Here is a 23,400-nt window from a genome sequence, read left to right as displayed (position 1 = left end):
TTAATCAAGCCTATGGATATTTCACTTTTTCAGCCTGGAACTGCCGTTTGGAGTAAGCTAGACGGCAAGCGCTATGAATATCGATATAGCAATTTATACCACAAGCACGGTGTATTCAAGGTTCGTAGTGATGGAAGTATAATCTGCGAGCAACATTTCGATCTTAACTCTTTTACTGACAAGAATCCCTTTTTAGGAAAGAATGAATCTGTATTTGCAATAGGTGACCAGGTCCGGCTTGGTGAGGATGGCTTCACTTGGGTCGTGACTTATTCTGACAAAGATGTGACAATATGTACCTTCATATATGGTAACCATGGCTCGAGAGCTTTTCCAACTTCAGCGCTACAGTTTGTTAAGTAACACTTGATTGTTACACTGAATCCATATTTTCAATTAGGCTTTGCATTTGTACAAGTTTATGAGTGTCGTATATCGGACTAAAATTCAGTGTAACGATGTTATTACTTGGAACTGCTGACAAACTATTCTCTCAAAAGACTAATTTCTTTCGACATTTTTCCGACTTATCGTTGACAATTAGAAAGAACTACATTACGTCCTCTAATATCTTCTCCGCATCATTTTTAAAATGGTAATCAGTCAAAACCACATCAAAAGATTTGAGAAGTTTAGCTCTCGCCATTTTGCTCTTCTCGTCCCTATTGTTGACCGTTTTGAATGCTCCAACAATGAACTTGATTGTTGCATCACTCACATCTCTATAAAATTTCTGCTTTGCATTTATGTCTTTACGCTGCATTGCAAGATCAAATAGTTCGATTGCAATCAACGGTGATTGGCGACATTGCAGAGTAAGATAATTGATAAAATACTCATTTACACTGAAATATGGAGAATTGATATACTTCTTGAGGAATTGATAAATGTCATTCAGCTTAATGTGATCAGCGTTCAGAAAATTCCAACTGAATTTTTCATAATCTTCATCCAGCGCCTTAGTAAGGACATAATCAAGTACTTTGTCGTTCTTACTTTTACCGTCGGGAAATAGGTAATAATATTTTATGACTTCATTGACCGCACGTAAACAGCTCTGCTTGTTATTGTCAAGCAATATATAAAGGAGCGAATCTGCTCCTTGTAAATTGTGCATATAAGCTTCATATAGAATGACAAATAATGAGTGACTATCTTCATCTCCTATAATATCAGATATGACCAGTTTGTCATAGACAGGCTTCAAGGTTTCAAAATTGTATCGGCCCATATATTGAAGTGACCAAATGGCAGAAGCGATCACTTGTATGTCCGTTTCCCTGTTAGCCCATGCAGCAAATATTTCGAAAGCCCTATCCCTATCTAAGTTCATTAAATAGGCAAAATTGAATACTGCGGATGCACGGGCTTCACTTGGTCCGAGACGCATCACTCTTTCGACCGTTGAAAAAACTAGATCTTTGAGTTCCGGATTAGTGACATGCATCAAGGCTCTTATTGCTGCTCCATAAGGAGTGTTTACACCTGTTGTAATTAATCCACGAATTGATGTTCTACCATCGTCGGAAAAGTTAACCTTACTATACTGTTCGTCGTATCGAAGAGCAACTTCGGTTATAAATTTAACCACATCTTCACTATCACTATTTACTCCAACAAGATTCGAAGCTATGCTAATCATATCCGAAATATAGGTCTCCGTAGATAGCCCCAATAATTGTTTGAATAGTGGCGTTGCCAACTCAAGATCCGGATTTGCAGCAGCCGTCCAACCTTTAAGACCCACGATTGGATATATAATATCAACCGTCGGATCTCCGATACAATTTTTTATGATATCTAATTTTTCCACCACAGGCTCATCTTTGACAAAACTATGAAATGCACTAGCCAGATCATCGATTCCACCTTTCAGGAAACTGTCCCCATAGCGATCTCTATCCTTATGATACTTTCGAAAAGCCCTAATCCAATCCCTATTCTTCATACGTTTATGAGCAGAATCGGGCACTGGGCTGGAAATGTACCCTGCCATACCGGAGCTACTTCTGCCGATATCTTGATACCTAGGAAATCTTCGTTTCAATTCTAAGAAGTGGCGCTTAATGGAGATATCGCCATTTATGAAATCTAATGGTAATCGCATCAGCCATTGGTATTTTGTTAAACCCCAACACGACCTAATTCGTGACATGTTCGGATCAGAGTGTGTGCTATAATATACCTCATTTGGTACCACAATGCACATTATCACTTCTGCCATTGATGATGCCTGATCCTTAGCAAAATAAGGAATTGCTTTGCCTAAAACGACACGGAGTTCATACGAAACTCTGGAATCAATCATATCTTGACGTGTTTCTATGAACCACTTACTCAATTTATAGATCTCATCAGAGTACATCTTTTCATTGCCATTGAGAGAATAAATCAGTAACCTAAGTACTGAATCGAGTTTAGACACTCTGTTTGCCTTGTAGAATGAAGAGAAACTATGTGCCTTGCGTTCGGCAGCAAGGCGTAAGCATTGTGCCAAAAGCTTGTACAGAAACTCCGATCCTTCTAAATGCTCGTCATGAACCAGGTCGACGGTTCTAAATCTGTAATCCCTGGTCAGATATTCGTCTTGTTCATTGCCATTCTCGATATCCGCCTCGATAATCCTAAATAAAATTGGAAATAACTTCTCTGGGACACTACTAGCCAATTCTTTAAGAACCTCTCTTTCATCATATTCCCGTTTACGTTTAGCGCTCCCATAATGCTGTGGCAGCAAGATTTCAAGCCGTTCCAAGGCAAATTCGGGATTAGCTTTTGCTATATTGGACAGCACATGATAATAGGCAAAGGGATCCCTTGACTCAAAATCAGTGCACAGGTTAAAAATTTCATATTGTATCGGTTCAGCCCATTTTCTGGCGGAATACAATACGTTCTCCCAGATGGATTGATCTTCAATTGTTCTCACAAACTCCCAAACATCTCGATCATCACCTTCATCAAGAAAACGTCTTACAAAAGCCAGACAGATGTGGCGCAAATAGCCAATATCTTGCTCAGATGCATGGCCCCATGTGTCAAATAGAAGACTTGGGTCAATAATCCTAAGAGCGTTAAGTAATGAGTGTTCTCTACTTACATCAAACCACACTTTTGCCCAAGCTTGTTCAAAGAACAGGTTAGCAAAAAGCATTGAATGCTGGAAAGATTTCAAAACAGTTCTGATTTCCTGGTCAGTAGGCACCTCCTGTGAATGAATAATCGATAATGCAACATGTTTGATATGGAAAAATATTTCCTTGTTCCATAAGATCCCTTCAATCGTCTCTATGTATTGATGATGATCATAGTCTCGGAGGTAGCCAAGCATCATCTTTACAGCCGAACGAATTTGAATAGATTGTTCAGCTTCGATAATATACTTTACTAGATCCTTTCCATTTTCAACAAATTCTTTTGCAAAGACAAAATCGTAAAATGATTGATGGAAGAATTGCAATTGTTTTGCTTCGTTCGTCAATATTAATTCGCTCTCAAGATAGCGGAGTTCCGGCGCAAAATCCTCAAAAGGGTATTCCGAGACAACTATCCTTTGAAGTTCAAACATCTTTTCAGAAACTTTATATAGCAGCTGCTTTACTCGGGTAGGCTCGACCGGGATCCCTTTGGATATATGAGTTACCTTCGTTGCCCACAGTTCGAAATACAGGTCTTGAACTGAGGTCGCTTGGAAGCTGTTTTTACTATTCAAGGCAATTCTAGAAAAAACGTTGAAATGGCTAGGAGTTCTAAGCAATTCCAATAACTTTTTCGGAATCTGATGAGGCAGGATACCAATCTTGGCTAATTGCTCCAACACTTGAGCTTCATTCAAAATCTTAGTCTTAACGGTCTTCACGCCATTATAAACTCTGAGGCTTGGATCATAGTTTAAGTCGCTAGTTCTCACCGAGATTACGATCTTAATATTTTCCTTTTTAGCAAGATTGTCTATAAGAGATTTGTATACATTCAAATAGCGTCTATCAGATGACATTGATTGGGATAAAGCATCTATTTGATCGACTAATACCACTGTTAAGGGAAAGTGCTTACCGCAAGCTTCAAAAAAATCATAAATAGGAAGTGATAAGCCAAGGTTGTCTTGAAGATCTAAAATTGTGTAGTGATACAACTTATCCACTTTAAGACCTAAAACGGGAATATTCAATTTGCATACATCATCATACAAATCCTTCAATATGATCGTTTTTCCATGACCAGCTTGTCCAGCTAGCAGGCATATGTTAAGAGGTTTGCCATGCTCGTCTCTTTGTGAATCAGCCAAAATCCATTGAAGCAATTCTCCCGTTTCTTCTCTGACAATGTGAGACCCTGGGATGCCTTCAAATTCATTTCGCTCTACATTCAATCCAACTGAACCACGACTAAGTTGACTTAGAATATCGCTCGACGATAACTCTGGTTTCAGAGCTTTCAACAGAGCTTCAACTTTGCTGTTATCTGTTACAGTTCGTATTCCAAAAAACAGCGGCGTTAACATTGAAATTTTCTCGTCGCTCAGAAATGTATCAAGATCTGCTGGGATAAACTTCCTGACTTTAATGGAGCTGAGAATGCTGCGTACCTCTTCCGTGCGTTCTTGTAATCGCAAAGGAGCGAGGGTTGGAGCAGCTAGATTTTTCGTCACCCATCGGTCGAGCCTCGGTTCGTTTATTATATTACCAGAGAAGTCGTCGATGAAATCTGAGCATTCCCCAGAAAAGCCAGATGAGGCTACTATGAAATATGTAAAACTTTCCTTGCTGTGAATCAGCCTCTCATGTAGCAAACTGTACAAAGCAAATTTTGTAATTTCTAAACCAAAATCTTCTTTCGTGTAATTTTCCTTGTATTGCTTACACTGTATTAGTCCATGCGCCTTGCCTTCTATAAATAAAGCACAGTCTCGACCTTTATCCCTTACACCCGACATCAAGCTAATAGTATCAAAATTTTCGAAGTCTCCAATAGAAATCTTCTCTCTGAAAATGCTGTAAATAAGTTCTTCGAAGCGGCGCGGATTCGCGATTTGATTGTAAGGATATGATTGACCTTCAATAGGGAGTGGGAGATCTGGTTCCTGACGGATTTCGGGTTCCTCGAAACTAATGTTTATCATAAGATTATTGTTCTCAGCTTGTTTCTTTTGCGAGGATTTTGAATTTGACCGATTATCGAGAATAGCAAACTTTTACCACCATTCCAAATATGATGAGACTAATTCTGAAGCAAATAAGATAGAGAAATTGGCTACTCTTTATCTGCGTTTCATATTCACTTATCCTAAGGCAAATTTACACAGGATAGGCAAATTCCATTTCAATAAACTAGATTCACAAATCGGCTCAATACTTGGTTTCGAAGACTTCGAAATCCAAATGAGCCGCCTGCTTTGCGCGTCTGGCCAGATGTACGATTGTAATACAATCGCCGGTTGCTGCGCACCCGATCTGGCCTTCCCCTCCAAAGTCGGTCCAGGTTTTTGAAGGAGTTTTTAATGTTTGAAAGTGTAGATAGGATCGTGATGAAAGAAGAAAAATCGAACAAGACAAAGCTTGTAATCTTCCGGCTAACACCCAAAGAATACGCCAAGCTGGAAGCCAAACGCAGCCACACCACCTGTCGGAAATTAAGCGAATTCTTGCGGCTCTTGATCTTCAACCGACCGGTAACCGTGATCGAAAGGAACGGTTCGCAAGATCAGATGATTGTTGAATTGTCAGAGCTGCGGGAAGAGCTTAACCGGCTTGGCAACAATTTCAACCAGGCGACCAAACGCCTTAATGCCGTGAACCAAATTTCAGAGTTCAGACATTGGATCGCCAGCTACGAAGCTGAAAAGACATTTCTGTTTTCAGTACTGGACAAGATCAAATCGCAAACAGATAAACTGGCAGATCGATGGTTGCAGTAATCCACACTAGCAGCAGACTTCGGTCAGTGCTGCATTACAATGAAAACAAGCGGGAACAGGGATGTGCGGAATGCATTTCGGCTATCAATTATCCGAAGGATGCGGATGCGCTGAGTTTTGATCAGAAACTGAACCGGATACAGAGGCAGTTGGCTTTGAATAAAAGGACAAAGGTGAATACGGTTCACGTGTCTTTGAACTTTGATCCGTCAGAAAAGCTAAGCAAAGAACAGCTTGCGGAGATTTCGAAAGCCTATTTAAAAGGTATTGGATTTGAGAAGCAACCCGCCCTCGTATATGAGCACCGGGACGCCGGTCACCCACATGTGCATATTGTGACGACCAATATCAAAGCAGATGGTAGCCGGATCTCACTGCACAACCTGGGCAAAAACCAATCGGAAAAAACCAGGAAAGAGATTGAGATAGATTTTGGTTTGGTGAAGGCACAAGATCGAAAAGCACAGGAGTTTACTTTGAAGCCAGTTGGCATTAAAGCTACGTATGGAAAGTCAGAAACCAAGAAGGCCATTGCCAATGTGCTCGACAAAGTTCTGAACGAATACAAGTTCACTACGATGGGAGAATTGAATGCGGTGCTTAACCAATATAATGTTGCGGCGGACATTGGCTCAGAGGGTTCGAGGATCAGAAAGAACAATGGCATCTTATACCGCGTGCTGGATAAAGATGGCAATCGGGTTGGGGTGCCCATTAAAGCAAGCGACTTTCATTTCAAACCAACACATAGAAATCTGAAAGTGCGTTTTCTGTACAATGAGATGAATCCGAACCGTACGAAGGATTCGTTACGTGTTAAGAACAGTATAGATTTTACTTTGTATGGTAAACAAAACGTGTCATTGCCCAGACTGATGAACATTCTTCAAAAAGACGGGATCGATACGGTAATCCGAAAAAATGAGGAAGGCAAGCTGTACGGGATCACATATTTAGACCATCGTACAAAATGTGTTTTTAACGGGAGTGCATTGGGTAAGAAGTATAGCGCGAATGGCATTGCCGAGCGATGCATCGAGGATCCTTTTTCTCTTCATCAGCAAAAGTCTCAAGGGATAGGAATGGATGTGGGCCAGGCTGCTATTGCTGGTAATGTTAACAATGCCGGAAATGTTAGCTCGTTGGAGAATGATAAGTCTCTTGATTCTTTGTTGTCTCCTGTTAAGGATGGTGAGTATGTGCCGCATCAGTTGAAGAAGCCGAAACGGAAGAAGCAGAAAGGGTTTTCGATGGGATTTTAATTTTTGGAGAATTGCGCTCGCACCACAGCGAAACGAAAGGTACAAAGCAAAAAGTGACGACTTCAAATCCATGAGGCTATTTACCGCGGCTAGGCGCCCCCGGCTCTCGCCGCTCCTTAAACCGCCTCCTTGATTTGCAGCCAAGGGGTAAACCCCGTCCCTTTTTGCTTTGAGTAAGAATGGGCGATTGCGCTCTGGTGAAAAAAGTATTTGTTTAAAAGCAGTGTTCGTTTGGAGCGAAAAAAAATCGTTCAGGCCTATACTGGTGAATGCATTTTGGGTCACTGCCAGCTGTTTTTCTGAGCTACAATAAAAGGACTGTCGCCAACAGTCCTCCAATCTCTACGCTTTCGGTCCCATTTGTTCGAGCCCTTCCCAAAGGACTTTCAGGTCAAAAAGAGCTGACTTTTCAGCTTGATCAAACGCGATATCCGAGTGATAACGAGCCAGATCATGGATCATTTGAGCGATTGGGGTAATTCCCGACAGCCCTATTATTTTTTTCCAAATTTTCTGAACGCCTGAATAAATTGGTATATCATAAAGCTTCCCCAGATTTTCCCCAATGCGTCCAAGAACCTCGAAGCATTTGTTACCTGCAGGTTGACTGTGTCTGGAATATAGTCTGCTTTATGAATTGGAAAAACAAATTCTGGAAACAAAGACATCAATTCTTTGAAATTATTAACTTCGCATTGCACCCAGAAAGAGCCCATTCTATATCCAATTGCTCGATTATGAAATGTAAATAGAATGAGCATTGGGATGATTAACATTAAAAGGGCAACTATCCAACTGGTACCAAAATCATTTGTGTATTTACTAACTCGAAGTGTCCAGAAGTCTCCCAATTGCAATAATGTTCTCTTTCGAAGAAGGTTTTCCTTATGTAAGGCTTCGTAATGAGACTTCAATTCTTTTCGAAGATATTCCTGGCTTGCTACTGAATCACCTCTGTTTTCATAGACTTTTTTTAGCTGCCCATATCCAATTTGCTGACTAGTAGCATCTCCGATTAACTCTTTTGGCATTTCAGTTCCTGCAAGGAAGATTTCTACAATCTTAGATGCTTTGAAACGTAGTTCCATTGCGGCGAAGTCACACGATATAAAGCTTATTTTGCCAAGATCTGAATTATATATTTCGAACGTCCGCTCTTTAAATTTATGGAGAGCTTCACGCAGGAACTCCTTGCGGTCGTGAGTCGCTGCAATTTCTGGTGGAGTGACTGGTTCTTTCCATAATTTGGGAATATCAATTACATGTGCTTTCATATCATATACCTGAGAAATAAAGATATTGCCCTGGTTGATAAATGAACTAAAACGGATATGCGAGACAGAGAACGTTTGTAACATTAGAACAGATGTTTGGCCACCCGGACCTTTGTTGAATAATCCATCACGTAGTACAATTTGATTAATAGTCAAAGAATTATCGTGACCTCATACAGTCATTTGGTCGAATCGGAACCAGCCAATATCAATATTGAATTTATCTATATGGCGACATTGAATGTATACATTTTTGGCACTTCCATGCAAGAGGTTCAAATTATTCACAACGCTTACACCATCGATTCGAAGACTCTGAATTTGCGCGTTATTCACTATCGAAAGCTCGTTTATGGTCGAGTCAACTACATCTAGGGCAGCATCGTCACCTGGGGCGTCATTTTGACCCGAGGTATGTATTCGGATCAATCCTAACCTTGATTTTGTTACGGATACATACCCAGATAGAGGATGTAGTTGAAATGTGGATATCGAACAACCATCCTGAATCCAGATTGATCCACTCTCTACTGGTTGGCATGTGAAATTTTCGATAATACTGGACTTGATAAAGGTAAAGGCACTTACTAAGAGGATGTCTAATGTCTTTACTTTGAGATTTTCAAGTTCGTATCTGGGAATTCCAATGCTTTGACCCTCCGAGTAATTACCGTTGAGCTGCAAAAGTTTGATTTCAGGCAATTCCAAGGATCTGTTCCGTATAGATAGATGGTTAAGTGTTTCATTCACATGAAGCACGTCAAGACGGGTGTCATTTACTGTCAGTGACATTCGTTTATCGCCTTCAATGTAGAGCTCTTTAATAAAACACCTCGTAAATCGAAACTCTACATCGTCCAATAGCTTAATCTTCGAAAATTCAATTCTTTCCAGTGTACAGCCGACAAAATTTATGGATTTGAATATCTGGTCAGCATGTATACTGAAAACATCTTCTATGCATGTTATTCCTGTAATCTCGAGGCAATGTGTAGTTTCGTCGAAGACAATGTTTTCTTTTTCAATCCGCCCAGTTGGTTTTGATTCTAGAAATGATCTGAGGGTTATCTCGTCGATTGCAAGGCTGTCTCCATTTTTTTTAGTTGTCATAGCAAGTATAGACTATATTCTTAAAATGGGAGTTCGAAGTTTTCGTCAGTATCGATTGTTGGCCATTCCTCTTTTTGTTTTGGGTGAAGAATCCGATAGTACGAGCTTAAAAAAAGCCCAACCGTAGCAACTGAGTTTAATACTAGATATGTGTAAATGCTATTGTCGATAACGACATCGTCGGCGGTCTTGCCATGAAAATTGGTTTTTTCACTTCTTAACTTTTCAACTGACTGACAAACGGCTGTCAGAGACCTGATGATTGTCTTTATCTCTGAAGGAAGCTCGTCATTCGATAGTTTAAACTCTTTAATAATGATGTTAATTAGTGTGTAAAGTGTTTCGCCTCCATTAAGGTTTCTTACTATGTTTTGATCTTTCAAAATGTGCTTCACGATACTCTCCAGTGCTGAATTTGACAATCCGATTGCAAGGCTTGGATCATTTTCGATTTGTCTGTAAGCTTTTTCAAAGGTATTGTATGCCGTTGCGTAATCTGACTTAAGTTCATTCCTGAATGTGGGAATTGAAGGAATAAAGTCCGGGGTTTCGATGCCGAGATCGATTGCAATTTTTAGTAAAATTTCCGAGTCCATTGCATGGAGTGTACCTACCAGATCAATTTTATTTTGGTCCTTTTTGATACTAAAATTTTCCCAATAATCATTATTGAATCCGCGCGGTTCATAGTTATCTATATGCCATTTTTCAATATAATATGTTATCTGTTCGTCTGATATGTATTCAGCATTAAGTGCCTGTGCGACATTGTCGACAAGTTTCATGTGGTATTTCGGAGAGATTATCTGTGCCATCAATTTTTCCATAAATTAATTCTTTTATTGAAGTCAAAGATTTGCCTTCCACTAAAATAATAAAGAGCACATCCTTACCCTTGGTAGCATATGACCGATTTTAAATGCTGCCATTGTTATTCAATCCCCTTTCCAAACAGCTGATCAATGAACATAGGAACTGCAGGCGATTTTTGGTATCGATGAGCTCCTGAGATTCTTTCTAACAATTTTTCATGCGAAGAGTACAATTTACTGAATGTGAAAATTTGTTATGTATGACATTGTCCGTACAGGTTGGGATGGATATCCGTTTACTAGAGGCTTAAAATCTCTTTAATGTGTAAGTGTCTGTTATGAGGAAAAGCATCACTTCCAAAAAAGTTTTGCTAAGGCGAGTAGACGTGAACTTGATCGACGCATTTGTACTGAACTTTATATCAGCTTCGCTAAGGCTTTTGACTCCCTCTGTTTTGTTAATTAGCAAGGTTATATTATAAACGTCGTTTCTGTTGAACGGCATTAACTTTGCATCTATCTCAGACTTTGGATTGTGGATATTAACATCTGTCTCCTGCTGAACAATGTGATGTCGGTCGGAAGATTGTCCAACGAAGTTGATGATCTGGCTATTATCAGGGAGAGTGACTCCAAACGCAAAGTCTTGATAGTCTTTGTTTCCATTATTTTCCATTCGAATATCTAAAATATCCAAATTAGTAAAATCAGCGATTTTCGATTCACCTTTCAAAGCAAGAGATAAGTCCATATTAGGGAACTTTGTGTTCTCAAAAAAAGGAATCACGCGGACTGATCTGAAGATTGGCTGGACTCTCGAGCGGTAGGCGATAACAATATTTGTAATTACAGCTCCGATGGCACCTCCTCCAAGAAGGCTCGCGCCGATTTTAATAATTTCAGTAATCTCGGAAGTCATATGGACTTAATTTTGTATCTCAATGTAAGTTACTGAATAGCTAGGATTAGAAAAGCAGGAAAGATTTATTTCCCAGGGTCATCCATCTTGACAAGGCCATCGGCTTGGAATATGATGTCAATATGTTCTATTATATCGATGAATGGATAGCCGTAAATCACCCAACCGGCATCTTCGCCATATCCTTCCAGATATAATGCAGAGCTGACTCGCGCAATGCCCAATTGATACTCATCGGCTTTGCACCATAATGGTTGATATAATCCGCCAGGCCTAGAAAGACATAAGCAATCGTATTATTGAATTCATCATTGTTCTTCTCCCGCACAAAGATGAATTGATTTTCCCGTTTGCTTTGCTTTACATATGACAGCCCCTTGCCAGTTTCAGGCCGGGCAGTGTTCTGAGACTGCCAATGAAAAATCTTTTCACTGACTGCGTAATCGTTATATAATGTGGTCGGAGAGTAGTTTGCTTCGGTCTTTTCAAGCGTTATGAGCTGCAGCTTGGCATTTTTTGCTTCCAAGTTTACGACGCCTTCCCGGTTACTGGACTTCCTTTCAAATGTGTTTTCTCCGAAAGCAGCCAAGATCTGTTCTCTCGTATATCGGCTATGTACTTTGAGTGGTTGAACGAAAGGTAGAGGTTGAACCACTTGCCAGTCCGGCACCAGGTAGTATCGCAACAGTTCTACGCGAATTTCCTCGTTGACCAGACGGCCGAGAAAGGCAGCAAACGGCTCAATGTTCTGTTCCACACAGGCTTTTTCCAATGAGTATATATATTCGTCGCGGCTTTCAACAGGTATTACCGTCCATGGATATCCCCCCGAAGCCAGCATCGCATTCATTAGAAATTGCCCCATAGGTCCATTGCCATCCATATAAGGATGAATGAACACGAATATGAAATGTCGCAATACTGCCCTTACGGATGCTTCGGGCTCTTCTTGCAGAAACTCTAACAATATGAGCATAGCGTCTCTCACGGCATCAACGTTGAGCGGTACGTGTCTGGAATTGCCGATACAAACCTGATGATTCCTGTATCCGGCAAGATTCGCGGCCTTTCAGAATACCTGCTGCTACACTTGGATCAAACATTTCCCTGTACCATTTCGAGTGGTCTTTATCAGCGAGCGCTCCTGCATTTTCACCGTGAAGTATGGCTTTGATACTTTCAGTTACAGACTGAAAAGCCTGGTAGTATCCTCTGGCAGCCATTGCGTCGCGTTGTTTACGACCTTCTTCATCTTCGTTAGGATCCCACGCTCTCGAACTTACTTTGGCAATCAGTTCGGACGTGACCCGGTAACGCGCAATGGAAAGTAAATGATAGGCATCCGGGTGTTGTCGTATCAATTTATCAAATCAGGCTGTTGTTAATCTATTGAATATTGATGTCTTAATACTATTAAATCATGTTGTGACATTTCTATTAAACCATGTTGTGACAATTTTACTAGATGAGGAAAATCACAACAACCATGCGGAATAAATATGTCGGATAGCTAAGCTATACCTGATCTGGTATAATCCAGCTGAATTAGTTATCTTTATACCTTACCGGGTATATAATATGTCTACGTTTTCATCATTCCTAAAAGAGAGGCGTAAGGCAGTTGGCCTTACACAGGAAGAACTCGCTTTCAAAGCAGGAGTTGGTCTACGCTTTGTTCGTGATTTGGAACAAGGCAAAAAAACGCTTCGACTTGATAAGGTCAATCAAGTTCTGTGGCTATTTGGAAAGGAAGTTGGTGTAGTTGATCTCAAACAGGAATTAAAAAAGGAAAAAGACAAATAGATTCCTTTAATTATTAAAAATGTCGCTTCGCAAACTTTCGGCAACAAATCCTTATTACTGCCGAAAGTTTGCTTTTGTATCGCTTTCTTACTGCAACAGAACTACAGACTTTTACAAAAATTCGTATTTTTACCCCAGCAAATTCACAGTTACCACTGCCAAAGACCACAGGCATTTTCCAAACTTTGAACACTAAAAACGACCCGAAAACTCACCCAAAACCGGCGAAAATCATCCCTAAAAATCTCAATTTTCGCTAAAAGAATTATACATAACAAATATACTGTTGTACTATATGTATAAAAAATAGTGAGTCTTTCGTGTAGTATACTTCAAATAAAGGAGACAAAACCTTGATTACGAGCCGATTAAAGGCAAAGTTCGAGACCCGTCTCCCTCCTGCATGGTTGCCTCCCTTGAAATAACTTCAAAGTCGAATAAAATGCTTGTAATCTAATGCGTGACTAAAAAACGCACATTTCGTATATTTACGCTCACTCCTATCCAAAACTGCGATAACACGCCTATGCCCATTCATGTAGCTATCACCCGTAAAGTACTTCCTGGAAAAGAGGAGGAATTCAAAGAAGCGTTGCGACATTTTTTGGGAGATTCTTTTCTGCATGGCGGCGTTCATGGTGCGGCGATGATGACGGCTTTACCGGGGAGCGAGAGCCGCGAAATAGGCATTTTGAGGACTTTTGCCAATCAGGCTGAGCGTGATGCTTTTTATAATTCAAAGCTTTTTAAAGATTGGGAAGCCTATGCATCGACATTGACGGAAGATCCTGTCTATCGGGAGCTTACCGGCCTGGAAGCGTGGTTCCGTTCTCCTGCTCCGCCCCCGAGGTGGAAAATGGCTGCGGCAACACTTTGCGGAGTGTATCCTACGAGCCTGTTCCTGACGTATGTACTTGGGCCGTTCATTCATGAGCTTCATCCCGCGTTAAGGACTTTGGTTGTGGCCGCATGTATGGTGGGCTTGCTTACCTGGGTCGTGATGCCGCAGGTGACGAAGTTGCTGAAACCGTGGCTTTCGGGGAGCTTGAAAAGTAGCAAATGATGTTAGTAGTAGCCCGCCCGTGCTTGAAACGATTCTTTGTCAACGATTCTCCATCCACAAAAGAAACGACGGCGCTTTTTCTTTGTTGATCAGCAACTGCTCAGGCGTTTCTATGACCAGCTTAACATGCAGCTTCCGCATAAAATAATGCTCGATTTCCTTGATCGCGGAAAAATTTACCAGATACTGTCGGTTGATCCGGAAAAATTGCTTCTGGCTCACAGACGCTGCGATCTGATCGAGGGATTGGCTCAGTGAAAATTCCTGCCCATCGAAACACATGATCATCGAAGTCTCATTACGGATGTAGAAAAAGGCGATCTGCGCGGTTTGGACTGTCGTGTATTTTTGGTGTTTAAATACCAAAAAACTGGTTTTATCGGCTTGGGGAGCCATTCTGCTTAGTAACTCGCTCAGGTCGGGAATCGCTTTTTGCTGGAAAAAGTTTTTCAAGTCGTCGACTTTGCCGAGGGCGCCTGCAATGTCTTCTTTTGAGAATGGTTTCAGGACGTAGTCCACGCCGTTACGCTTGAAGGCTTCCAGTGAATATTCGTCAAAGGCTGTGCAAAAAATGACCGGACAAACGATCTCGACTGATTTGAAAATCTCAAAACTCAGCCCGTCGGCCAGCTGAATGTCCATGAAAATCAGGTCTGGCTGTGGTCCCGTGGAAAGTGCTTCAACAGATTCTTCGACACTCTGATATGGACCGGTGATTTTGGCTGCGGGACGCAGTTGCCGGAGCATATTTTCAAGGGATCTGGCTGTTTTTAGCTCGTCCTCAATGATTACGATGTTCATAAATGATAGGAAGTCTAACCTGAAACAGGTCTTGGCCGTTGATTACCTCCACCTTTTTGTTTAACAAATGACTGTATTTGAGCTCAATGTTTGTTAACCCCACGCCCAGGGAATCTTCCTGGTTCTTTCTGAGCTGGACCTGATTTTCAACAACAATGCTTTCGCCTTCCATGAAAATGCGGATCTGCAAAGGCCGGTTTAATGACACAATGTTGTGTTTGAGACAGTTTTCAACCAATAATTGCAATGTAAATGGAGGGATTAATGTATCTAGAACGCCATCATCAAGTTTGTTTTGGAAAATAAATCCATCTTCAAACCTGGCCTTTTGCAGAAAAAGATATGCATTCAAAATCTCCATTTCTTCTTTCAAAGGAATCAGATCCAGCTTGCGGCTTTCCAGCGTATAGCGGTAAAAGTTGGCGAGTTTCAGTATAAAATCCACCGATTGCTGATCGCCGGTTTCGACCATTGCTTTAAGCGTATTTAGGCTATTAAACAAAAAATGCGGATTCACCTGCTGTTTTAAAAGGTCATATTGCGCACTCAGATTATCGTTCCGAAACCGTTCCAGTTCCATACTCACATGCTGATTTTCATAATTCTGTTGCAGCATATTCAGGAACATATAAAAGACAAGGTTGATCAAAATCCCACGCACTTCCACCATCAGCATGGCAGGGCCGAAATCAATGTGCGACAATATAAGCTGCTGAATGTAAGCCAGTCCAAACATCAGGACTAGACCAAACGCAAGTGAATTGAGCAATTTGGCATACGATATCTGCGGTCCCTGCGACCGGTTGCTTTTTTGCGAAAGCATGTAAATATTGAAATACCACATAATCACTGCAAACGCAGCTGTAATGCCCGCATTCACAGCTGCCTCCAATGGCACAAACTTGTGTGAAGCCAGCTGCGGCACCGAGGAAAGCAAACCGATCACAATGGAGCTCGTCCAAATGATTTTGTTTGAGACTTTGAAAGCTGCTTTTGTTACCATATCAAATAAGTCGATCCATGTGTGATTCCAGTTTCATTAAGGAAAAACGGCAGCGCGTTGGGAAGTTATAAAGTCGATCCGCTGTTTCTCTTCCGGCCGACTGTCGCCAGGCTTATAACCTTTTCCGGTCTGAAAATCATAGTCAAAAGCAAATCGCGTCTCATTTCTTTGCACAACTTTCAAGTGCTCTATGGAATAAATTTGTCCGTTCATTTTGGTGCCGTACCATTGCGGCATTGGCTTCTGTTTCCAGGTTACCAATGTATAATGTGCGCCAAAATTTGGTTTCGAAAGGGAATCAGAGGCACTTTGCAGCGCAAGATTATTTCCGTAAAGCATTGCAATGGTGCCCTTTTTGTTATTAATGATGGATTTGATCACCTTCTGGTTTCCGGCATCGTACAAATATTCTGGTGCAAGAGTAGCAGTATTACGATCGTCGCAGGACAGCATTACAAGTGCCAGCCCGATTATATATATTGAAATGGTGGATTTCATTTTGGTGGAATTTACTTGGTGGGAACGTTGAATACAAAATCATTTTCAGGAGCCAGCAGCCGGTGACAATTGGCGCAAGTTTGCTCGAAGAGGATCGTTTTGCCTGCCGGTTTTAAATCAAGTCCATCAAATTTCGCAAATCCCCAGCCTTCGGTTGTGCTGTATTTTTTGCTGTCTTTGATCATGAATTGTGCATTTTGGAAGTTGCCAGGCAGCACATTGCCTTCTTTATCCTCGGCCTGTTTTCCCCAAACAACTTTCACTATCCTTGCGCCATCAGGAAAAGGAAGCTGGCGCTTTTCAATGGCCTTCACCATAATGTCATTTCCATAAACGATCCGCATGCTGCCACCGTCGAATTTGTCCGTGACGCTGATGATCTTCCAGTTTTTGTAGTCCGCAGAATAGGGAATTCCATTTAAGGAAACGGGCGTCTTTGGAGTGGAAACTTTTTGAATTGAAGAAGTTTGCGCAACGATCCTGGCTGTATCGACCTTATGCCGTCCGGGAAGCGTGTTAACATATTGTTTCAAAACTGCCAGCTCAGATTCAGACACTTTGCCACCCGGATGCGCCAGCTGGTAACGTTTCAAAGGCATCTTCCCCTGATCGATCGCATTCACCATTTCCCAAAGCAGCAACTCCTGCACACCCGCCGGATTCTTGTCCCATTCCGAAAAATTAAACCGTGACCGCGCCTCATTAACATCATGCGCCACCAGGAAAGACGCCGGGGCGATCTTATCAAACCATTCCACCTTCGCTTCATTGGAATGACAATCATAACAAGCCCGCTCCAATATCTGCTTCACATCCGCAGGAACCGCAATCTCGCTCGTCACCGGCGGATTTTCAATGGAAGGTGAGCTTACTTGCAGTCCCACAAAAATCACAATGACTATGATCGCTGCAACCTTATAAAATGTTAACCCTGGCTTTTTCATTCTAGCGTAATTATCTGATTACTAACAATCAAATGTATATCCAGATACAAAATTCCACCACCAATTAAGCCCCGATTCAGACAAACATACCTTTGAAATAGACATAACCAAAGGTGAGTTAGACAGCAATTGATTGCTTTTGCGTTTAGTCGCCCTGATCTTTCATTATTTTATCCCGGTGCTGTTTCCCCCAGCTGATCATTTCCAGAATAATTCCGCCAAACGACATGCAGTAATCCGTCTCCGTATACTCGACCAAAACGGGCGTGTCGGGCGTGACCGTACGTTTGATCAGCTGATTGGCTTCCATATCCTTTAATTCCCTGGACAACATCCGCGTCGTAATGCCGGGAATGCTTCTTTGGATGTCGCGAAAACGCCTGTTACCATTGCATATTGAATTGATAATCAAGAGCCTCCATTTTCCACCAATAACATACATGGTGTCCTGCAATGCCTGAACTTCCTGCTTCTGATTTCTCGGATCGGACAGGATTTCTCCCGCTTTCCTGATCTGTTCTTCATTCATCGTGCTGCTATCTTTCAATGTCAACTAATGCCTTAAACGTGCAAAAAAGCACAGGTGTTTCGCACCTGCGCTTGCTTCAAATGCTGCGCTAAGTTAAGCCAAATGGTCAAAGACTCATCCCGCCATCCATAACGATTTCTGCGCCTGTAATAAAGCTCGAAGCATCTCCGGAAAAGTAGGTTACCATCCTGGCCACATCGTCGGCACTTCCGATTTTTTTCAGCGGAATGCGCTCGATCATCCAGTCGTCCAATGCCAGGCGGGCTGCCGGATCAAGGCCCATTTTATTCAAAATTTCAGTCTGAGTAGGGCCGGGACTGATCGCGTTCACCCGGATCTTCCTCGGTGCCAGTTCAATCGCCGCAATTTTCATGACCGCATTCAACGCCGCCTTGCTAGAAGTGTACATGGAAGAATTAGCACCATTCATGCCGACAACATTGGACGACAAAAACACGACCGAAGCGCCATCATTCAGGATTGGGATAAATCTGCTGAGCGTAAAATAGGCCCCCTTAAAATTCACATCAATCACATAATCAAAATCACTTTCCGTCGCTGTCTCAATTCCCGCGCCGCCTAATACGCCTGCATTGATAAATAAAATATCAAGCTTACCAAATTGCTCGCTAACCTGTTTTGCCAGCGCTTCGATATCTGCGACTTTACTCTGATCGCTCACAAAACCAGTTACGCCAAGTTCTGCTGCGGCTTCCTGGATTACATTTTCGCGTCGGCCCGTAATGATGACTTCCGCGCCTTGTGCTTTCAATTCTTTTGCAGCCGCATAACCAATGCCGCTATTCCCGCCTGTGACCAGGGCATTTTTGCCTTTTAAATTTTCCATTTGTCTCTTGAATTATTTTTTGACAAAGGTAAATAGCATTTGGTATCAATATTATACCAGTATACTGTGTGATACCAGACATCATATGTGTGCTTTTCAAATTTCCTGGTCGACGAGGCATTCTTCCAAATGAGTTTTTAACTTTGTCTTTCAAAACCAAAACAAGCTTCATGTAAGAGCATTTTTCTTTTTAGGACAAAAAGCAGAGCTAAAAACTTGGCTTACTGCCATTATGTAAACTTCTAATAGAAAGAAATCATGCTTTTTCTTCAAGATGTCGCGTATGCGCATCCTAACAGGGACACTTTGTTCTCTGACATCAATCTAGTCATAAACAAACAAGATAAAACTGCACTTATTGGCCATAATGGCGCCGGAAAATCTATACTTTTGAGAATTTTGGCAGGAGAGATTGCGCCTACGGCAGGAATGGTTAAAACCAATTCAAAGCCTTACTACATACCACAGCTTTTTGGGCAGTTCAACGAGATCACCATAGCGCAGGCGCTTGGTGTTTCTGAAAAAATCAATGCCCTGAAAGACATATTGAACGGCGAGGCAACCGAAGCAAACCTGACTATGCTCAATGATGACTGGTCTATTGATGAGCGCTGCCAGTTGGCTTTATCTCATTGGAATCTTCCCGATTTGGACCTGAATGTAAAGATGGGAATGTTGAGTGGCGGGCAAAAAACAAAGGTTTTTCTGGCAGGAATTATGATCCATAACCCTGAAATCGTGCTGCTGGACGAACCCAGCAACCACCTTGACACGCTTGGCAGAAGCATATTATATGACTACATCCAGACTACGGCACACACACTGCTGGTGGTCAGTCACGATCGCACTTTACTAAACCTTCTGTCAACTGTTTTGGAATTGAGCCAGCGAGGGATAACAGCCTATGGAGGGAATTTCGATTTTTATTTAGCCCAGAAAACAATCGAAAATGATGCGCTGAACCAAGATCTTAAAAGTAAAGAAAAGGCACTTAGAAAAGCGAAAGATACTGAACGCGAAACAATGGAGCGGCAACAAAAACTCGATTCACGGGGAAAGAAAAAACAGGAAAAGGCTGGCTTGCCAACGATTTTGATGAACACATTGAAAAACAATGCAGAAAGAAGCACTTCTAAAATCAAAGGTGTCCATGCGGAAAAAATAGAAAGCATATCAAAGGATCTGAGTCAGCTAAGAAGCGAAATTTCTGATATAGGTAAAATGAAACTGGATCTGGATAATTCTGCATTGCATGTAGGGAAAATCCTGGTTACTGCTGAGAATTTAACTGTGGGGGTCAACAGGCAACTCTGGCGCAAACCGCTTGATTTCCAAATCATGAGTGGGGAGCGGATCGTGATAAAAGGGGCGAATGGTTCTGGAAAAACCACGTTAATCAGGATCATTTTGGGAGATTTGCTGCCCAGCAAAGGAAATCTGCAACGCGCCGAATTCAAAGCAACTTACATTGATCAGGATTATTCTTTTATTGATAATCATCTGAGCGTTTCTCAGCAGGCACAACGCTTTAACACCGGCATGTTGCAAGAGCATGAGGTTAAAACGAGGCTGAACCGATTCCTATTTACAAGGGAATATTGGGACAAACCTTGCGCCGCGCTTAGTGGCGGGGAAAAAATGCGGCTAATGCTCTGCTCATTAACCATCGGCAACCAGGCGCCGGACATGATTATCCTGGATGAACCGACCAATAATCTGGACATCCACAACATTGAAATCCTGACTAATGCCATCAATGAATATCAAGGCACATTGCTGGTCGTCTCGCATGATGCTTATTTTTTGCAACGGGTGCAGGTCGCAAGGGAAATAGATCTTTCCAAGTTTAGTTAGATGTGTAGAAGTTAGCCTATGAGATGTAAAGCTCACATCCTCACCTTACCATTTACCAACACAACCTCCCCGCTAAAAATATAATCAGCATCCCTGCGATCCGCGTAAGACTTTTGAATGAGCTCCTTACTGCGGGTTACTTTCCCTTTAAAGAGCACTTTGCCATTTTGGCGGATGGTGATTTGCTTGTCCAAATTCATCATTTTGTCATTCAGGTGAATGTATAACGTATCATTATCATTTCTCTGAATGTCAATTTCCTGACCTTGGTAAGATGCAAAAACTGTATGGCCCTTTACCGCAGAACTCTGGGGAACAGAGAGCCAATAGAAATGCTTCCGCACCACATCGTCCTGAATCCAGTTAACCTTTTGAGGATATGGATTGCGTTTGAATTTCGCCATCCAGGCCACACTAATTGTATCCTGCTGTTTCATCCAGTGCGGCATACCGGCCATTAAATGTACATCATGAACGAAACCGCCTTTATCGGTTGATTGCAGCGAGTCGAGCCTGTTGGACCATTCGGTTAGCAATGCATTTCTGTTATATGCGGCATCTTTTTCGCCTACGGCAAGAAAAAACGGCAGGTTTCGGAGGTTCAGAATGGCTGCGTCGCCGGGATGTCCGGCCATCATCGCGGCTGCTGCCCAATGATCCGCCATCCGCGGGGCGAGCTGATACACGCCATCACCCCCTGCAGAATATCCCATTATATACACTTTGTTTGGATTGACACCTTCCATAATGACGGCCTCCAGAATGGCTCGTTCGAGCAGACCATCCACCGGCTCCTGGTGCCACATATTCCAGGTGTTCGATGGCGATCGGGGCACGAAATAAACGCCCTCGGCAGGTTTATATAACCTTTGCTGATTTTTGTATTGCTGATCATTCATCGATGCCGGGCCACTGCCACCACCGTGCATAGAAATAAACATGCTGCGGCCATCACTTGGTTTTTCACCAAAAATCTTAACAGTGAACAGCAGACTGTCGCTCCCAATCTGGATTTTCCCCTTTTCCCAATCTGCTTTGCTGGTTGGCAGGTGCTTCTCTTTATAATCCGAAATTACCTTTTCTGTCTCGTTAACAGCTTGTTTTGCGGTAATGCTTTTATTAGAGGGCTGTGCGAATGTGACTGAAACAAGCAGATAGAATAGATAAAATGGGGCTGCTTTAAAAAGGAACATATTGGAGTGAAATGTTGGATTTTGATAGAAAACCGTATGAATTGACAAATAAACAAAAAAGCATTGTCGCCAACAGCCCTCAAATCTCTAAACTTTCTGCATTGCTGTTGCTCGCAACGCATCAATGAATATCTGCATGAAGCATTAACCACAAAAAAGGACTGTCGCCAACAGTCCTCGAATTCCTAAACTTTTGCCCCCATCTTCTCAAAACCTTCCCAAAGCACCTTCACATCAAAAAGCGCCGATTTTTCAGCCGTATCAAACGGAATATCCGAATGGTAAAGCGCCAGATCGTGCACCATTCGAAGCGACCGCGCCAGCTCATTGCAGCCTTGACATTCGACGAGATACCAAAATTCGGCTTGGGACTTTGTTAGCGGTGCGCTGGTGTTTGATGCGTGACGTGCATCGTTCGTTGGGTTGACTGAATTTGCATTCAAGTCGATTCCTTCTTCATTCGTTAAAGTTTGCATTTGACCTTGAAAAAGAGTGAGAAAAAAGGAGAGGTCACCGCAAACTTTAACGAATGAAACTACATCGGTCAGGTCTCGGGACTTGCACCCGTATGCCTCTCCAGGACCATTTTGGTCTGACATTTGAAAATAGCTTCATGATAAATTTATTAAAGTTTGCGAGGCAAATATAGGGGAAAGTTTTTTCATAGCTTTGCGCTCTATACACACCTAACGCATGAACCTTCCGAGTTACGATACTGTCGCCTATGCCGAAAATGCCTTCCAGTTTTATAGTAAAGGCAATCACAATATGCTGATCGCTATTGTGAAGCTACCCAACAGTGACAATGAGTACAATCTTGGCTTCGGAGTTTGGAATGGTGAGACCAATATGATCGATGACAAAATATCGGTCAATAATGGTGACCGAGACCAGATCCTAGCGACGGTTGGAAAAACGGCACTCGAATACATTAATAACCATCCTGAAATAAGGCTCTTAGCCACTGGTTCAGTTAGTAAGAAGGAAGGTTCTGATGAATTCGAAATGCGTCTAAGAACGCGCTTATATCAGATGGGCATTAACCAACACTACGATTATCTGGTACAGCGATATAATATCGAAGGCTTCAAAGCTGTCAAAAACCAGAAAGGTGAAATAGAAGGAGATTGGCCAAATTGGAAGGGCGAATGGGTTCCGTTCACAAAAGGCACCAATTATGATGCATTTTCGTTAAATTTGAAGAGATGATTACATTGATAATCAACAAGAGAGGATAATATGGCAACTCAAACTACACAAAAACAAAAAGTGAGACAAAGAAAAGCTGTTGAGTTCTTGATTGGGAATAAAGAATTTATTTTCCCTATCAAGCCAGTAGTTTTTAGCAGTGCAAGGCCTATTGTGTTTGCTTCTGAGTATACGGATGCCAAGGTAGCGAGTCAAAAATCTTACGTTAAGCCTTTTGTGATGCCTGATTCATTTTTAAAACAGGCAGAAGATATGGCTAATTTTTTGGATAAAAACCCACTTCCACAGAGAGACTAATGGGTTGCCAATTTCTGTCTGTCGGCAAGATCTATCGTAGTATTGATAGCTTCCCTCCCCAGAAG

At 41.9% G+C, this 23,400-nt stretch carries 22 protein-coding genes; 7 read left to right on the top strand and 15 right to left on the bottom strand.

Annotation, left to right across the window (positions count from 1 at the left end):
* Positions 1–550: 550 nt before the first annotated feature.
* Entirely contained in the window at positions 551–5,122 is a 4,572-nt protein-coding gene (locus tag L0659_RS17200) for a hypothetical protein (RefSeq protein ID WP_235127856.1), read from the bottom strand.
* 378 nt (positions 5,123–5,500) lie between these two features.
* Between L0659_RS17200 and L0659_RS17195 the strand changes: the two genes are divergently transcribed.
* Both L0659_RS17195 and L0659_RS17190 read left to right on the top strand, forming a co-directional pair.
* Positions 5,501–5,917: a plasmid mobilization protein gene (locus L0659_RS17195; RefSeq protein WP_235127855.1), complete on the top strand. Its 417-nt coding sequence runs from the start codon at positions 5,501–5,503 to the stop codon at positions 5,915–5,917.
* A complete protein-coding gene (locus L0659_RS17190; protein WP_235127854.1) occupies positions 5,905–7,179 on the top strand; it encodes a relaxase/mobilization nuclease domain-containing protein in 1,275 nt (424 codons plus the stop codon). The genes L0659_RS17195 and L0659_RS17190 overlap by 13 nt, the downstream gene beginning before the upstream one ends.
* 494 nt (positions 7,180–7,673) lie before the next feature.
* Here the strand turns inward: L0659_RS17190 and L0659_RS17185 are convergent, their stop codons facing one another.
* The 6 genes from L0659_RS17185 to L0659_RS17160 all read right to left on the bottom strand — a co-directional run bounded on the left by L0659_RS17185 (position 7,674) and on the right by L0659_RS17160 (position 12,655).
* A complete protein-coding gene (locus tag L0659_RS17185) occupies positions 7,674–8,537 on the bottom strand; it encodes a hypothetical protein (RefSeq protein WP_235127853.1) in 864 nt (287 codons plus the stop codon).
* 87 nt (positions 8,538–8,624) lie between these two features.
* Positions 8,625–9,563 carry a hypothetical protein gene (locus tag L0659_RS17180; RefSeq protein WP_235127852.1) on the bottom strand — a complete coding sequence of 313 codons (939 nt, stop codon included), beginning with the start codon at positions 9,561–9,563 and terminating at the stop codon, positions 8,625–8,627.
* 20 nt (positions 9,564–9,583) lie between these two features.
* The gene (locus L0659_RS17175; RefSeq protein ID WP_235127851.1) at positions 9,584–10,390 is read right to left on the bottom strand and encodes an abortive infection family protein; all 807 of its coding nucleotides are present in this window, start codon (positions 10,388–10,390) and stop codon (positions 9,584–9,586) included.
* Positions 10,391–10,682: 292 nt separating this feature from the next.
* Entirely contained in the window at positions 10,683–11,294 is a 612-nt protein-coding gene (locus tag L0659_RS17170; protein WP_235127850.1) for a hypothetical protein, read from the bottom strand.
* A gap of 157 nt (positions 11,295–11,451) precedes the next feature.
* Positions 11,452–12,282, bottom strand: coding sequence for a DUF3427 domain-containing protein (locus tag L0659_RS17165; RefSeq protein WP_235127849.1), 831 nt, complete (start codon positions 12,280–12,282; stop codon positions 11,452–11,454).
* Between the two features lie 4 nt (positions 12,283–12,286).
* The gene (locus tag L0659_RS17160; RefSeq protein WP_235127848.1) at positions 12,287–12,655 is read right to left on the bottom strand and encodes a hypothetical protein; all 369 of its coding nucleotides are present in this window, start codon (positions 12,653–12,655) and stop codon (positions 12,287–12,289) included.
* A gap of 217 nt (positions 12,656–12,872) precedes the next feature.
* Here L0659_RS17160 and L0659_RS17155 point away from each other — a divergent pair, with 217 nt between their 5' ends.
* Both L0659_RS17155 and L0659_RS17150 read left to right on the top strand, forming a co-directional pair.
* Complete coding sequence (locus tag L0659_RS17155) at positions 12,873–13,097, top strand: helix-turn-helix transcriptional regulator (RefSeq protein ID WP_235127847.1); 225 nt, start codon at positions 12,873–12,875, stop codon at positions 13,095–13,097.
* Between the two features lie 526 nt (positions 13,098–13,623).
* Positions 13,624–14,160 (top strand): antibiotic biosynthesis monooxygenase, encoded by a 537-nt coding sequence (locus L0659_RS17150; protein ID WP_235127846.1) that lies wholly within the window; start codon positions 13,624–13,626, stop codon positions 14,158–14,160.
* A gap of 39 nt (positions 14,161–14,199) precedes the next feature.
* Here L0659_RS17150 and L0659_RS17145 read toward each other — a convergent pair whose 3' ends face one another.
* From L0659_RS17145 to L0659_RS17120, 6 genes are all read right to left on the bottom strand, one after another.
* Positions 14,200–14,961: a LytTR family DNA-binding domain-containing protein gene (locus L0659_RS17145; RefSeq protein ID WP_235127845.1), complete on the bottom strand. Its 762-nt coding sequence runs from the start codon at positions 14,959–14,961 to the stop codon at positions 14,200–14,202.
* A complete protein-coding gene (locus L0659_RS17140) occupies positions 14,942–15,964 on the bottom strand; it encodes a sensor histidine kinase (RefSeq protein ID WP_235127844.1) in 1,023 nt (340 codons plus the stop codon). The genes L0659_RS17145 and L0659_RS17140 overlap by 20 nt, the downstream gene beginning before the upstream one ends.
* 36 nt (positions 15,965–16,000) lie before the next feature.
* The gene (locus L0659_RS17135; RefSeq protein ID WP_235127843.1) at positions 16,001–16,462 is read right to left on the bottom strand and encodes a hypothetical protein; all 462 of its coding nucleotides are present in this window, start codon (positions 16,460–16,462) and stop codon (positions 16,001–16,003) included.
* Between the two features lie 11 nt (positions 16,463–16,473).
* The gene (locus L0659_RS17130; RefSeq protein ID WP_235127842.1) at positions 16,474–17,406 is read right to left on the bottom strand and encodes a heme-binding domain-containing protein; all 933 of its coding nucleotides are present in this window, start codon (positions 17,404–17,406) and stop codon (positions 16,474–16,476) included.
* A gap of 145 nt (positions 17,407–17,551) precedes the next feature.
* Entirely contained in the window at positions 17,552–17,935 is a 384-nt protein-coding gene (locus L0659_RS17125; protein ID WP_235127841.1) for a helix-turn-helix domain-containing protein, read from the bottom strand.
* 106 nt (positions 17,936–18,041) lie between these two features.
* Positions 18,042–18,782 carry an SDR family oxidoreductase gene (locus L0659_RS17120; RefSeq protein ID WP_235127840.1) on the bottom strand — a complete coding sequence of 247 codons (741 nt, stop codon included), beginning with the start codon at positions 18,780–18,782 and terminating at the stop codon, positions 18,042–18,044.
* 258 nt (positions 18,783–19,040) lie between these two features.
* Here L0659_RS17120 and L0659_RS17115 point away from each other — a divergent pair, with 258 nt between their 5' ends.
* Positions 19,041–20,636: an ABC-F family ATP-binding cassette domain-containing protein gene (locus L0659_RS17115; protein ID WP_235127839.1), complete on the top strand. Its 1,596-nt coding sequence runs from the start codon at positions 19,041–19,043 to the stop codon at positions 20,634–20,636.
* A 32-nt stretch (positions 20,637–20,668) separates the two neighbouring features.
* Here the strand turns inward: L0659_RS17115 and L0659_RS17110 are convergent, their stop codons facing one another.
* Entirely contained in the window at positions 20,669–21,829 is a 1,161-nt protein-coding gene (locus L0659_RS17110; RefSeq protein WP_235127838.1) for a hypothetical protein, read from the bottom strand.
* 185 nt (positions 21,830–22,014) lie between these two features.
* Positions 22,015–22,305, bottom strand: coding sequence for a hypothetical protein (locus L0659_RS17105; protein ID WP_235127837.1), 291 nt, complete (start codon positions 22,303–22,305; stop codon positions 22,015–22,017).
* 217 nt (positions 22,306–22,522) lie between these two features.
* Here L0659_RS17105 and L0659_RS17100 point away from each other — a divergent pair, with 217 nt between their 5' ends.
* On the top strand, positions 22,523–23,038 hold the full coding sequence (locus L0659_RS17100) for a DUF6934 family protein (RefSeq protein WP_235127836.1): 516 nt from the start codon (positions 22,523–22,525) through the stop codon (positions 23,036–23,038).
* A 30-nt stretch (positions 23,039–23,068) separates the two neighbouring features.
* Positions 23,069–23,335 carry a hypothetical protein gene (locus L0659_RS17095; protein ID WP_235127835.1) on the top strand — a complete coding sequence of 89 codons (267 nt, stop codon included), beginning with the start codon at positions 23,069–23,071 and terminating at the stop codon, positions 23,333–23,335.
* The last annotated feature ends 65 nt before the right edge of the window (positions 23,336–23,400 follow it).

The organism is Dyadobacter sp. CY347 (assembly GCF_021502655.1).
Classification (GTDB): domain Bacteria; phylum Bacteroidota; class Bacteroidia; order Cytophagales; family Spirosomataceae; genus Dyadobacter.
The sequence above is the reverse complement of the archived record's forward strand: the minus strand, read 5'-3'. Positions and strand labels throughout refer to the sequence as shown.

Bases quoted from the DNA above. Each gene is read 5' to 3' on its own strand.
- L0659_RS17200 (WP_235127856.1), bottom strand. From the start codon at position 5,122: ATGATAAACATTAGTTTCGAGGAACCCGAAATCCGTCAGGAACCAGAT.
- L0659_RS17195 (WP_235127855.1), top strand. From the start codon at position 5,501: ATGTTTGAAAGTGTAGATAGGATCGTGATGAAAGAAGAAAAATCGAAC.
- L0659_RS17190 (WP_235127854.1), top strand. From the start codon at position 5,905: ATGGTTGCAGTAATCCACACTAGCAGCAGACTTCGGTCAGTGCTGCAT.
- L0659_RS17185 (WP_235127853.1), bottom strand. From the start codon at position 8,537: ATGTTACAAACGTTCTCTGTCTCGCATATCCGTTTTAGTTCATTTATC.
- L0659_RS17180 (WP_235127852.1), bottom strand. From the start codon at position 9,563: ATGACAACTAAAAAAAATGGAGACAGCCTTGCAATCGACGAGATAACC.
- L0659_RS17175 (WP_235127851.1), bottom strand. From the start codon at position 10,390: ATGGAAAAATTGATGGCACAGATAATCTCTCCGAAATACCACATGAAA.
- L0659_RS17170 (WP_235127850.1), bottom strand. From the start codon at position 11,294: ATGACTTCCGAGATTACTGAAATTATTAAAATCGGCGCGAGCCTTCTT.
- L0659_RS17155 (WP_235127847.1), top strand. From the start codon at position 12,873: ATGTCTACGTTTTCATCATTCCTAAAAGAGAGGCGTAAGGCAGTTGGC.
- L0659_RS17150 (WP_235127846.1), top strand. From the start codon at position 13,624: ATGCCCATTCATGTAGCTATCACCCGTAAAGTACTTCCTGGAAAAGAG.
- L0659_RS17145 (WP_235127845.1), bottom strand. From the start codon at position 14,961: ATGAACATCGTAATCATTGAGGACGAGCTAAAAACAGCCAGATCCCTT.
- L0659_RS17140 (WP_235127844.1), bottom strand. From the start codon at position 15,964: ATGGTAACAAAAGCAGCTTTCAAAGTCTCAAACAAAATCATTTGGACG.
- L0659_RS17135 (WP_235127843.1), bottom strand. From the start codon at position 16,462: ATGAAATCCACCATTTCAATATATATAATCGGGCTGGCACTTGTAATG.
- L0659_RS17130 (WP_235127842.1), bottom strand. From the start codon at position 17,406: ATGAAAAAGCCAGGGTTAACATTTTATAAGGTTGCAGCGATCATAGTC.
- L0659_RS17125 (WP_235127841.1), bottom strand. From the start codon at position 17,935: ATGAATGAAGAACAGATCAGGAAAGCGGGAGAAATCCTGTCCGATCCG.
- L0659_RS17120 (WP_235127840.1), bottom strand. From the start codon at position 18,782: ATGGAAAATTTAAAAGGCAAAAATGCCCTGGTCACAGGCGGGAATAGC.
- L0659_RS17115 (WP_235127839.1), top strand. From the start codon at position 19,041: ATGCTTTTTCTTCAAGATGTCGCGTATGCGCATCCTAACAGGGACACT.
- L0659_RS17110 (WP_235127838.1), bottom strand. From the start codon at position 21,829: ATGTTCCTTTTTAAAGCAGCCCCATTTTATCTATTCTATCTGCTTGTT.
- L0659_RS17105 (WP_235127837.1), bottom strand. From the start codon at position 22,305: ATGCAAACTTTAACGAATGAAGAAGGAATCGACTTGAATGCAAATTCA.
- L0659_RS17100 (WP_235127836.1), top strand. From the start codon at position 22,523: ATGAACCTTCCGAGTTACGATACTGTCGCCTATGCCGAAAATGCCTTC.
- L0659_RS17095 (WP_235127835.1), top strand. From the start codon at position 23,069: ATGGCAACTCAAACTACACAAAAACAAAAAGTGAGACAAAGAAAAGCT.